Source organism: Geobacillus sp. PK12 (assembly GCF_004123125.1).
Taxonomy (GTDB): Bacteria; Bacillota; Bacilli; order Bacillales; family Anoxybacillaceae; genus Geobacillus; species Geobacillus zalihae.
Genome location: NZ_SDKL01000029.1, coordinates 45,542 through 57,472 on the forward strand (window position 1 = coordinate 45,542; position 11,931 = coordinate 57,472).

Annotated in this window: 9 protein-coding genes; 8 read left to right on the forward strand and 1 reads right to left on the reverse strand. The window is 54.9% G+C overall.

The genetic code is table 11. From position 1 onward, the window contains the following. Both argS and ETR37_RS10500 read left to right on the forward strand, forming a co-directional pair. Window positions 1–1,674, forward strand: a complete 1,674-nt coding sequence (argS, locus tag ETR37_RS10495; RefSeq protein ID WP_011232868.1) for an arginine--tRNA ligase — start codon at window positions 1–3, stop codon at window positions 1,672–1,674. 74 nt (window positions 1,675–1,748) lie between these two features. Beyond that, window positions 1,749–1,916, forward strand: coding sequence for a XapX domain-containing protein (locus ETR37_RS10500; protein WP_013146634.1), 168 nt, complete (start codon window positions 1,749–1,751; stop codon window positions 1,914–1,916). 128 nt (window positions 1,917–2,044) lie between these two features. Here ETR37_RS10500 and cls read toward each other — a convergent pair whose 3' ends face one another. Beyond that, complete coding sequence (cls, locus tag ETR37_RS10505; RefSeq protein ID WP_129447228.1) at window positions 2,045–3,235, reverse strand: cardiolipin synthase; 1,191 nt, start codon at window positions 3,233–3,235, stop codon at window positions 2,045–2,047. A 335-nt stretch (window positions 3,236–3,570) separates the two neighbouring features. On the opposite strand from cls, the gene ETR37_RS10510 reads away from it, so the two are divergent. The 6 genes from ETR37_RS10510 to ETR37_RS10535 all read left to right on the forward strand — a co-directional run bounded on the left by ETR37_RS10510 (window position 3,571) and on the right by ETR37_RS10535 (window position 11,926). Next, window positions 3,571–5,667, forward strand: coding sequence for a heterodisulfide reductase-related iron-sulfur binding cluster (locus ETR37_RS10510; protein WP_129447229.1), 2,097 nt, complete (start codon window positions 3,571–3,573; stop codon window positions 5,665–5,667). A 158-nt stretch (window positions 5,668–5,825) separates the two neighbouring features. Next, window positions 5,826–7,004, forward strand: coding sequence for an acetyl-CoA C-acetyltransferase (locus tag ETR37_RS10515; protein ID WP_060788149.1), 1,179 nt, complete (start codon window positions 5,826–5,828; stop codon window positions 7,002–7,004). A gap of 243 nt (window positions 7,005–7,247) precedes the next feature. Beyond that, complete coding sequence (locus ETR37_RS10520) at window positions 7,248–8,099, forward strand: 3-hydroxybutyryl-CoA dehydrogenase (protein ID WP_013146630.1); 852 nt, start codon at window positions 7,248–7,250, stop codon at window positions 8,097–8,099. 233 nt (window positions 8,100–8,332) lie between these two features. Continuing rightward, window positions 8,333–9,478 carry an acyl-CoA dehydrogenase gene (locus ETR37_RS10525; RefSeq protein WP_014196972.1) on the forward strand — a complete coding sequence of 382 codons (1,146 nt, stop codon included), beginning with the start codon at window positions 8,333–8,335 and terminating at the stop codon, window positions 9,476–9,478. A 426-nt stretch (window positions 9,479–9,904) separates the two neighbouring features. After that, entirely contained in the window at window positions 9,905–11,047 is a 1,143-nt protein-coding gene (locus tag ETR37_RS10530) for an acyl-CoA dehydrogenase (protein ID WP_060788151.1), read from the forward strand. A 246-nt stretch (window positions 11,048–11,293) separates the two neighbouring features. Further along, on the forward strand, window positions 11,294–11,926 hold the full coding sequence (locus tag ETR37_RS10535) for a TetR/AcrR family transcriptional regulator (protein ID WP_011232859.1): 633 nt from the start codon (window positions 11,294–11,296) through the stop codon (window positions 11,924–11,926). Window positions 11,927–11,931 lie beyond the last annotated feature (5 nt).

Below are 11,931 nucleotides of genomic sequence, written 5' to 3' on the forward strand. Positions count from 1 at the left end.
GTGAACATTGTCGGACAAATCAAGGAAAAGATGAAAGAAGAAATCCGCCAGGCGGCGGTAAGAGCAGGGCTGGCTTCGGCCGACGAGCTGCCGGATGTGCTGCTTGAGGTGCCGCGCGACAAGGCGCATGGCGACTACTCGACGAACATCGCCATGCAGCTCGCCCGCATCGCGAAAAAACCGCCGCGGGCGATCGCCGAAGCCATCGTCGGGCAGCTTGACCGCGAACGCATGTCGGTCGCCCGCATCGAGATCGCCGGGCCAGGGTTTATTAACTTTTACATGGACAACCGCTATTTGACGGCGGTCGTGCCGGCGATTTTGCAGGCGGGACAAGCGTATGGCGAATCGAACGTCGGCAACGGGGAAAAAGTGCAAGTCGAGTTCGTCTCGGCCAATCCAACCGGAGACCTGCATTTAGGTCATGCCCGCGGCGCGGCGGTCGGCGATTCGCTTTGCAACATTTTGGCGAAAGCCGGGTTTGACGTGACGCGTGAATACTATATTAATGACGCCGGCAAGCAAATTTACAATTTAGCGAAATCGGTCGAAGCCCGTTATTTTCAGGCGCTCGGTGTCGATATGCCGTTGCCGGAGGACGGCTATTACGGCGACGATATCGTCGAAATCGGCAAAAAGCTTGCCGAAGAGTACGGCGACCGGTTTGTCGAAATGGAGGAAGAGGAGAGGCTTGCCTTTTTCCGCGACTATGGGCTCCGCTATGAGCTTGAAAAAATCAAAAAAGACTTGGCCGACTTCCGTGTGCCGTTTGACGTCTGGTATTCGGAAACATCGCTCTATGAAAGCGGAAAAATCGACGAGGCGCTTTCCACTTTGCGCGAGCGCGGCTATATTTACGAGCAGGACGGGGCGACATGGTTCCGTTCGACGGCGTTTGGGGACGACAAAGACCGCGTCTTAATTAAGCAGGACGGCACATATACGTACTTGCTTCCGGACATCGCCTACCATCAAGACAAGCTGCGGCGCGGGTTCAAAAAGCTCATCAACATTTGGGGGGCGGACCACCACGGCTACATTCCGCGCATGAAGGCGGCGATCGCTGCGCTCGGTTATGATCCGGAGGCGCTTGAAGTGGAAATCATTCAAATGGTGAACCTATACCAAAACGGTGAGCGCGTCAAAATGAGCAAGCGCACCGGCAAGGCGGTGACGATGCGCGAGCTCATGGAAGAAGTCGGCGTCGATGCCGTCCGCTATTTCTTTGCGATGCGCTCGGGCGATACGCATTTGGATTTTGACATGGACTTGGCCGTGTCGCAGTCGAATGAAAACCCGGTTTACTACGTCCAATACGCGCACGCCCGCGTTTCGAGCATTCTTCGCCAAGCGGAGGAACAACACATTTCCTATGACGGCGACTTAGCGCTTCACCATCTTGTGGAAACGGAAAAGGAAATCGAGCTGCTCAAAGTGCTCGGCGATTTCCCCGATGTCGTCGCCGAGGCGGCGCTCAAGCGGATGCCGCATCGCGTCACCGCCTATGCATTCGATTTGGCTTCCGCGCTCCATAGCTTTTATAACGCGGAAAAAGTGCTTGATCTGGACAACATCGAAAAAACAAAAGCCCGCCTCGCGCTTGTCAAGGCGGTGCAAATTACGCTGCAAAATGCGTTAGCGCTCATTGGCGTTTCAGCGCCGGAACAAATGTAAACGAACGAGGGGGAGCGACTGCTCCCTCTTTTGTTTGGGCATTCTAAAGAAAAACAGTGGTGGAGGATCAACAAATGAAAGAAGTTGTACTATCGCTCATCACCGGCATCGTTGTCGGCTTTTTGTTCACCTTGCTTCGGTTGCCGATTCCCGCTCCCCCGGCGTTGGCCGGCATCGCCGGCATCGTCGGGGTGTATCTCGGCATGCGGTTGTTTCAATGGTTCACGGTGTTTTGGAAGTAAGCACTTGCATGATCAAACGGGGAACAAAACCCGGTTGGCGCCATTTTGGCAGCATCAAGCCGCCGGAAGCGCTGGCCGGGTTTTTTGCTTCTTCTGTTGTTTGGGAGGGAAATGGAACTTCGGACCGGTCAAAGCCAGGCGGAGATGAGCTGGGAAATCGACTGTTTGCCGCGGTCAAGAAGCGAACGTTTTTGCCAAAAGTCGACCGTCAGCGGCTCGGCGCGCAACAAATCGCGCTCGATCGCCCGTTTGACGAGGCGGGTAAACGCGCGGTCAAACACATAGCAGTTGATTTCGCTGTTTAAAAACAAGCTGCGCCGATCGAAATTTGCTGTGCCGACGTCGCACCACTCCTCATCGATGACGAGCGTTTTTGCATGGTAAAATCCTTGGTAAAAGCGGTAAATGCGCGCGCCGGCTTTCAAGAGTCGATAAAAGTACGGATAGGCAGCCTCTTTGACAAATAAATGGTCCGCCTTCAGCGGCACAAGGACGGTCACACGCACCCCGCGCCGAAGCGCTTGCATCAGCTCGTTAAACAGCGGCCGGCTTGGGATGAAGTATGGGCTGCCGATCATAATTTCTTTTTTCGCCTGGCGGATGACCTCGATAAACTGTTCTTCAAGGGCAGTGCCGTTGGTGGCGACGAGCTGATGGCGAATGGCGCCGGCCGGAAGCGGCGGGAAGTAGCGATGTTTGTCAGGCACCGTCCGGTCCGTTGCTTCTTCCCAGTCGTGCAAAAACTGTTCTTGCAAGTCGTGAACCCCTTCGCCGTTCACTTTTAAGTGGTAATCACGCCATTCGCCGAAGTTGGCGTCTTTTCCGTTGTATTCGCGGCCGATGTTAAAGCCGCCGATGTAGCCGACCCGCCCGTCGATGACCGTAATTTTCCGATGGTTGCGGCGGTTGAGGCGGTAAATGAAAAACGGAAAGCGCGGCTTTCGGGCATAGGCGAACTCCACCCCGCTTTCCTCGAGCGAACGGATGAGCGCTTTCGGCAGTCCAAAGCTGCCGACCCAATCGGTCAACACTCGCACTTTCACGCCGGCAGCTGCTTTTTCCTTTAAAATCTGGAAAAATGGCGCGCTCGTTTCGTCATTTTTTATAATGTAAAACAAGACGTGAATATGATCGCGGGCGCGGCCTAGTTCAGCGAAGTAATCAGAAAATAAATGCCTGCCGTTGATATAGAGGGAAATATCGCTTCTCCGCTCCGGGTAGACGACTTTTTTGCGCCCATTGCGGAAGATGAACTGTCCAAGCTTGTCATCAAGATAAACGAGCAACAATACGATGGCAATGACGGAAATGACGACCATATCTTCTCCTCCTATGTCGATTCGGTATGTATTAATGTGCCCGAGAACGCGCAAAACGTTTCAAATTGCATCTACCGTGAACATACCCAAACTCCAAATGAATCAAATTTCCATATTGATGAATGTTTTTCGTCATGGGAGTCTATAGAGGGATGAACAAATCGATGATTCCCCCGCGATCGCTCCGTTGCCAAGGGAAAGTTTTCACGGTTGGGATGAAAAAAGGTTATTGACTGAATGCTCATTCATTTGTACAATAGACATAAAGCGAATTCTGAAAATTTCTTTTGTTATGGCAACACATTCGCTCGAAAAACGGGGGAAGGGGAGAGAAGATGAATGCCTTGTTGGTGGTGAACTGGCTCGCGTTTTTGCTTGTAACCGCTTACGCAATTTACTTGTTTGCATATGTCGTCAAAACGCGGGCGATGTACATCAAACTCGGCAAAAAAGTCGAGTTTGACCACAAAGTAAAAGAGCGGCTGCGAAACATCTGGGTCAACGTGTTCGGCCAGAAAAAGCTGCTCAAGGACAAAAAAAGCGGACTGATCCACGTCGTCTTTTTCTATGGCTTTATTCTCGTCCAATTTGGCGCGATTGATTTCATCATCAAAGGGCTTGCGCCGGGGGCGCATTTGCCGCTTGGGCCGCTGTATGCGGGATTTACGTTTTTCCAAGAAATCGTCACTTTGCTTATTTTGATCGCGGTGCTCGCCGCCTTTTACCGCCGTTACATTGAAAAGCTCGTCCGTTTAAAGCGCGACTTGAAAGCTGGGCTTGTCCTCATCTTCATCGCCGGGCTCATGCTGTCGGTGTTGTTCGGCAACGGGATGAGCATCATTTGGCACGGCGAAGAAGCGACGTGGAGCGAGCCGGTCGCTTCGCTCATTGCTGCCGCGTTTTCCTGGGTCGGCGAAACGGGGGCTGCGGTGCTCTTCTTTATTGCCTGGTGGGTGCATCTGTTGATTTTGCTCACGTTCCTCGTGTACGTGCCGCAATCAAAGCACGCCCATTTGATCGCGGCGCCGATCAATGTCTTTTTTAGCCGGCTGACGCGACCGAAGCTGGCGCCAATCAACTTTGAAGACGAAAGCCAAGAGTCGTTTGGCGTCGGCAAAATTGAGGATTTCACGCAAAAGCAATTGATCGACTTGTACGCCTGTGTCGAATGCGGCCGCTGCACAAGCATGTGTCCGGCGACCGGCACGGGGAAAATGTTGTCGCCGATGGATTTGATTTTAAAATTGCGCGACCATTTGACGGAAAAAGGGGCGGTCGTCACGTCGCGCACGCCGTGGGTGCCCGCGTTCGCTTTCAAACATACAAGGGGCAATCAGCTCGCGTTCGCCGCGGCGTCCGAGCAGGCGGCGACGATCGAAATGCCGAGCCTCATCGGCGATGTCATCACCGAAGAAGAGATTTGGGCCTGTACGACGTGCCGCAACTGTGAGGACCAATGCCCGGTCATGAATGAGCATGTCGATAAAATCATCGACTTGCGCCGCTATCTTGTCCTGACGGAAGGACGGATGAACCCGGACGCGCAGCGGGCGATGACGAACATCGAACGCCAAGGCAATCCGTGGGGCTTGAACCGAAAAGAGCGGGAGAACTGGCGCGAGCTGCGCGATGATGTGCATGTGCCGACCGTCAAAGAGGCGGCGAAAGCGGGAGAGGAAATCGAGTACTTGTTCTGGGTCGGCTCGATGGGGTCGTATGACAGCCGGAGCCAAAAAATCGCCCTTGCTTTTGCCAAGCTGTTGAACGAAGCAGGCGTCAAGTTCGCGATTTTAGGCAACAAGGAGAAAAACTCGGGCGATACGCCGCGCCGGTTAGGAAATGAGTTTTTGTTCCAAGAATTAGCGACGAACAACATCGCAGAATTTGAAAAAGCGGGCGTCAAGAAAATCGTCACGATCGACCCGCACGCTTACAATACGTTCAAAAATGAGTACCCGGATTTTGGGTTCGAGGCCGAAGTGTATCATCATACCGAGCTGCTCGCCAAGCTCATCGAAGAAGGGCGCTTGGTGCCAAAATATCCGGTAAATGAACGCATTACGTTCCATGACTCGTGCTATTTAGGACGCTACAATGACGTCTATGACGCACCGCGGAAAATTTTGCGCGCCATCCCGGGCGTCGAGCTTGTTGAAATGGAGCGCAACCGCGAGCGAGGAATGTGCTGCGGCGCTGGCGGCGGCCTCATGTGGATGGAGGAGACGACCGGCAACCGGATCAACGTCGCCCGCACGGAGCAAGCGCTCGCTGTCAATCCGACCGTCATCAGCTCCGGCTGTCCGTACTGTTTGACGATGCTGTCGGACGGCACGAAGGCCAAGGAAGTGGAAGACCGCGTTGCGACGTACGATGTCGCTGAATTGTTGGCGAAATCGGTGTTTGGCGAGGAAAAAGAGGAAGCAGCATCGTAAAAATAGTTGCATAGACAATTTTTATTTTTTAAAATAGTGAATAAGGGTAGAGGAGAGGGTGTACCGTTGTACACCTTCTCTTTCACACCGTGATCGAGCGAGCGTTCAGTCTGTTTTTTTGTAATCGCTTTCTTATCCAACGAAAAGGGGAGAGGAATATGGGAAAAACAGTGATTGTCAGCGGGGCGCGCACCCCGTTCGGAAAACTCGGCGGTTCTTTGCAAGCGCTGTCAGCGTCAGAACTCGGCGGCATTGCCGTGAAAGAAGCGCTTGCCCGCGCGGACGTGAGCGCGGAACAAGTCGATCATGTCATTTTAGGCACCGTCTTGCAAGGCGGACAAGGACAGCTCCCATCGCGGCAGGCGATGCGCCATGCCGGCATTCCGTGGCATGTTCGCACCGAGACGGTCAATAAAGTATGCGCATCGGGCATGCGCGCCGTGACGCTCGCGGATCAGCTCATCCGCTTAGGCGATGCCGATGTCGTTGTCGCGGGCGGGATGGAATCGATGAGCAACGCCCCGTACGTGCTGCCGAAAGCGCGCTGGGGGTTGCGAATGGGCGACAGCACGGTGAAGGATTTAATGGTGTATGATGGCTTGACATGCAGTTTTACCGGCGTCCATATGGGCGTTTATGGCGGGAATACAGCGCGTGAACTTGGCATTACACGCGAGGCGCAGGATGAGTGGGCGTACCGCAGCCATATGCGAGCCATTGCTGCCATCGAAGCCGGTCGGCTCGCGGAAGAGATCGTTCCGGTGACGATTCCGCAGCGCAAAGGAGAGCCGCTTGTCGTCGAACACGACGAGGCGCCGCGCAAAGACACGTCGCTTGAAGCGTTGGCGAAACTGCCGCCGGTGTTTGACCCGGAAGGAACGATCACGGCCGGCAACGCCCCGGGCGTCAACGACGGCGCCGCGGCGCTCGTCTTGATGAGCGAGGAGCGCGCCGCCCGCGAGGGGCTTGAGCCGCTCGCGACTGTTGTCGCCCACACCGCCATCGCCGTTGAGGCGAAAGATTTCCCAAAAACGCCGGGACTTGTCATCAACGAATTGCTCCGCAAAACGGGAAAAACGGTCGACGACATTGCCTTGTTCGAAATAAACGAAGCGTTTGCCGCTGTTGCTCTTGCTGCTATCCAAATCGCTGGCCTTGACCCGGAAAAAGTGAACGTCAACGGCGGCGCTGTCGCCCTCGGCCACCCGATCGGCGCGAGCGGCGCACGCATCATCCTCACGCTCATTTATGAGCTGAAACGCCGCGGCGGCGGCCTCGGCATCGCCGCCATCTGCAGCGGCGGCGGCCAAGGCGACGCCATCTTAATCGAAGTATAAGGAATGGCCTGCCACGTCATCGCGGCCGCCGCCGTCGAGGCGTGACGCGTCATGCCGCCCGACGGCGTTGTCGCCATACAGGAGGCGGTTCGCCTGGCGGTGGGGCGGCCGCGGTTTGGGGATATGGATGGCCCGCCGCGCCCTTGGGCGCTGCGGCCGCTGGCTTGCGATCTGCGTTGTCCCAGGATGGAGCCAATAAACGAACAAGAGCGTTTGCGAATTTTGCTATAGGGGGATGGAACGATGGACGTCAAAACGATTATGGTCGTCGGCGCCGGACAGATGGGGTCAGGCATCGCCCAAGTATGCGCTGTCGCCGGCTATCAAGTGTTTTTGTACGACATTAGCGAGGCGCAGTTAGACAAAGGAATCGCCAACATCGAAAAAGGGCTCGCCCGCCAAGTGGAAAAAGGGAAAATGACAGCGGCGGACAAAGACGCAGCGCTCGCGCGGCTTGCCCGCTCGACCGACTTGCATGCCGCCGCCAAAGCGGATCTTGTCATTGAAGCGGTCGTCGAAAACATGGACGTGAAAACAAAGCTGTTCGCCGAGCTCGATGCGCTCGCCCGCCCGGAGACGATTTTAGCGTCGAACACGTCGTCGCTGCCGATTACGGAAATTGCCGCCGCGACGAAACGGCCAGAGAAAGTGATCGGCATGCACTTTATGAACCCGGTGCCGGTGATGAAGCTCGTCGAAATTATCCGCGGATTGGCGACGGCTGATGACGTGTATGAAACGATCGAAGCCGTTGCCCGCAAGCTCGGCAAAGTGCCGGTCGAAGTGAACGACTTTCCGGGCTTTATTTCGAACCGCGTTCTCATGCCGATGATCAACGAAGCGATTTACGCCTTGTACGAAGGGGTGGCGACCAAAGAAGCCATCGATGAAGTGATGAAGCTCGGCATGAACCATCCGATGGGTCCGCTGACGCTCGCTGATTTTATCGGGCTCGATACGTGCTTATACATTATGGAAACGCTTCATGAGGGGTTCGGCGATGACAAATACCGCCCATGCCCGCTCTTGCGCAAATATGTGAAAGCCGGATGGCTCGGCCGCAAGACGGGCCGCGGATTTTACACGTATGAATAAACCGCTTGGCGTCGCTCCAGGACAACGCCGAAGCGTGCCGCAATGTGCGTGGGGCGGCGCCCGCTATGCTGTCTGCCGACCGTAACGCCGCACGTTAGGTGCATGCGGGAACGCTGTTTTACAGCCTATAAGGCAAATCTATAGAATCGTTCAGCTGCCTGCTGGCTGCCCCATGGAGCGGAGGAGCGCCTGAAAACACCATTGTGTCAGCGACATCGGAAGGAGGCCATTTCATGGAATTTCGCTTCACCGAAGAGCAGGAAATGATGCGGCAAATGGTGCGCGAGTTCGCCGCGGCGGAGATCGCCCCATTTGTCGAGCGCATGGAACAAGGGGAGTTTCCGCGCCCGATTTTAGCGAAAATGGCCGAACTCGGCCTAATGGGCATCACTGTCCCGGAGCAATATGGCGGCGCGGGTATGGACTTTGTTTCGTACATCATCGCCATTCATGAAATTTCGAAAGTGAGCCCGACCGTCGGTGTCATCTTATCAGTGCACACGTCGGTCGGCACGAATCCGATCTTGTATTTCGGCACCGAAGAACAGAAACAAAAATACGTGACAAAGCTCGCCCGAGGTGAGTACTTGGGGGCGTTTTGCCTTACTGAACCGAGCGCCGGCTCGGATGCGAAAAGCTTGAAGACGAAAGCGGTGCGCCGTGGAGATCGTTATGTGCTAAACGGCTCAAAAATATTCATCACCAACGGCGGGGAGGCAGATACGTACATCGTCTTCGCCCGCACGAATCCGGAAGAAGCCGGAAGCCGCGGCATTTCCGCGTTCATTGTGGAAAAAGGGACGCCAGGGATGTCGATTGGCAAAGATGAGAAGAAGATGGGGCTGCACGGGTCGCGGACGGTGACCATTACGTTTGAAGACGCCGAAGTGCCGGCGGAAAACTTGCTCGGTCAGGAAGGGGAAGGATTTAAAATCGCGATGGCCAACCTTGACGTCGGTCGGATCGGCATCGCCGCCCAAGCGCTCGGCATCGCGGAGGCGGCAGTCGAACATGCCGTCGCCTACGCGAAAGAGCGGGTGCAGTTTGGCAAACCGATCATCGAGCAGCAAGGCGTCGCTTTCAAGCTTGCCGATATGGCGACGGCGGCGGAAGCGGCGAAATGGCTCGTCTATCGCGCCGCTTGGCTGCGCGCGCAAGGGCTGCCGTGCGGAAAAGAGGCGTCGATGGCGAAGCTCTTCGCTTCACAAACAGCGATGGACAATGCCATCGAGGCGGTGCAAATTTTCGGCGGCAACGGCTACACGAAAGACTACCCGGTCGAGCGGCTGTTCCGTGACGCGAAAATTACGCAAATTTACGAAGGAACGAGCGAAATTCAGCGCATCGTCATCAGCAAACATTTGTGCCAGGCATGCTGATGAACCAATCCGAACTAGATGAGAAGGCTCTGTTCCTAGCTTTTCTGCCGTAGTCGGCAAGCCGTTCGCTTGCCGACTGGGCATGCGACAGCATGCCCTCCTCGAACAATGGACGTTTTGCGGGCAAATGGCATTTGCCCGCTGGCGTTCTTGTTCGAGGAAAGAGGCAGAAAAGCTTGTGTTCAGCCAGCTCATGATTGGCGATCGAATGAAATGGTGGAAATAGCTCTAAGCGCCGGGTTTTCGGAAGACCGAACAACGCCGCTTTCAGGGATCGAGGCATAAACATGGGGCTCTGTCTTTTGCGGCGTTTTGTGGTGCAACGGGAACTCACCAACAAGTTTATGTCTGTATCTGGAAGATGGTGATCACGCTGGCACGGGGGACGAGGATTTCGGATATATAGGAAAACGGGGGAATGAAACGATGAACTTTCGATTGAGCGAAGAACATGAAATGCTGCGAAAAATGGTGCGCGAATTTGCCGAAAACGAAGTGGCGCCGACTGCCGCTGAGCGAGACGAAGAAGAGCGGTTTGACCGCGGCATTTTCAACAAAATGGCGGAACTCGGTTTAACAGGCATTCCGTGGCCGGAAGAATACGGCGGCATTGGCAGCGATTATTTGGCCTATGTCATTGCCGTTGAGGAGCTGTCGCGCGTCTGCGCCTCGACCGGGGTGACGCTTTCCGCGCATATATCGCTTGCCAGCTGGCCGATTTACAAGTTCGGCAACGAAGAACAAAAGCAGAAGTATTTGCGCGCCTTAGCGACTGGGGAAAAACTAGGGGCATATGCTCTGTCCGAGCCGGGGGCGGGGTCGGATGTCGCCTCGATGAAAACGCGTGCGGTAAAAGATGGGGACCACTACATTTTAAACGGCTCGAAAGTATGGATCACCAACGGCGGCGAAGCGGAAATTTACGTCGTATTTGCCGTCACCGATCCGGAAAAGCGGCATAAAGGGATCAGCGCCTTTATCGTGGAAAAAGGAACGCCGGGCTTTTCGTTCGGCAAAAAGGAAAAGAAACTCGGCATTCGTTCGTCGCCGACGACGGAGCTCATTTTTGAAGACTGCCGCATTCCGAAAGAAAACTTGCTCGGTCAAGAAGGAGAAGGGTTTAAAATCGCCATGATGACGCTCGATGGCGGCCGCAACGGCATCGCCGCCCAAGCGGTCGGCATTGCCCAGGGCGCGCTGGATGCGGCGGTGGACTATGCGAAACAGCGCGTCCAGTTCGGCAAACCGATCATCGAGCAGCAAGGGATCGCTTTCAAGCTCGCTGACATGGCGACGGCCATTGAAGCGGCGCGGCTCTTGACCTATCAAGCGGCATGGTTGGAGTCGAATGGCTTGCCGTACGGCAAAGCATCCGCCATGGCGAAACTGTTTGCCGGCGACACGGCGATGAAAGTGACGGTCGAGGCGGTGCAAATTTTCGGCGGCAACGGCTACACGAAGGACTACCCGGTCGAGCGGTTTATGCGCGACGCGAAGATTACGCAAATTTACGAAGGAACGCAAGAAATCCAACGCCTTGTCATTTCGCGCATGTTGACACGCAATTAAACATTGCGTGTCCACTCATTCGTGTTGACACGCAATTAAACATTGCGTGTCCACTCATTCGTGTTGACACGCAATTAAACATTGCGCGTCCACTCATTCGTGTTGGCGCGCGATTGAAACATTGTGCGTCATTTCAATGGTTTTGGATCTGAACGGCGGCTTGGCGCTTTGGGAAAGGGCGCACGGATAGGCATGGGGCGGGGCGGCGCCCCGCCGTCAAATGGGAATGGGGGAGAGACAACGAACATGAAAAAACGGGAAGTGATTGCATCGGTCAAAGACGAAAAGCTCGTGAAAAAACGGCGCAATGAGATGATCAAAGGCGCGATTTCCTTGTTTAAACAAAAAGGTTTCCACCAAACGACGACAAGGGAGATCGCCAAAGCGTCCGGCTTCAGCATCGGCACGTTGTACGAGTACATCCGCAAGAAAGAAGACGTCCTCTATCTCGTGTGCGACCGCATTTACGACGAAGTGCGGGAGCGGACGGAACAAGACCTCGGTGCCCACCATGGCACGATCGAAGGGTTAAGGCGCGCCATTGCCCACTATTTCCGCGTTGTTGATGAACTCGATGATGAAGTGCTCGTCATGTATCAAGAAGTGAAAGCGCTAAGCAAAGAATCGCTGCCGTATGTGTTGAATAAAGAACTCGATATGGCGGCGATTTTCGAACATATTTTGCGCGCATGCGTTGAGAGCGGGGCGTTGCAGCTTTCTGAAAGCGAAATCCGCCTGTTCGCCCACAACATCGTCGTTCTTGGGCAAATGTGGGCGTTCCGCCGTTGGGTGCTGCGGAAAATGTATACACTCGATGAATATATCGAACTGCAAACCGAGTTTTTATTAAAGGGGATTATGGAGAAACAGCGAGTCTAAAAGGG

Bases quoted from the DNA above. Each gene is read 5' to 3' on its own strand.
- ETR37_RS10525 (WP_014196972.1), top strand. From the start codon at position 8,333: ATGGAATTTCGCTTCACCGAAGAGCAGGAAATGATGCGGCAAATGGTG.
- ETR37_RS10500 (WP_013146634.1), top strand. From the start codon at position 1,749: ATGAAAGAAGTTGTACTATCGCTCATCACCGGCATCGTTGTCGGCTTT.
- ETR37_RS10510 (WP_129447229.1), top strand. From the start codon at position 3,571: ATGAATGCCTTGTTGGTGGTGAACTGGCTCGCGTTTTTGCTTGTAACC.
- ETR37_RS10535 (WP_011232859.1), top strand. From the start codon at position 11,294: ATGAAAAAACGGGAAGTGATTGCATCGGTCAAAGACGAAAAGCTCGTG.
- ETR37_RS10530 (WP_060788151.1), top strand. From the start codon at position 9,905: ATGAACTTTCGATTGAGCGAAGAACATGAAATGCTGCGAAAAATGGTG.
- ETR37_RS10515 (WP_060788149.1), top strand. From the start codon at position 5,826: ATGGGAAAAACAGTGATTGTCAGCGGGGCGCGCACCCCGTTCGGAAAA.
- cls (WP_129447228.1), bottom strand. From the start codon at position 3,235: ATGGTCGTCATTTCCGTCATTGCCATCGTATTGTTGCTCGTTTATCTT.
- ETR37_RS10520 (WP_013146630.1), top strand. From the start codon at position 7,248: ATGGACGTCAAAACGATTATGGTCGTCGGCGCCGGACAGATGGGGTCA.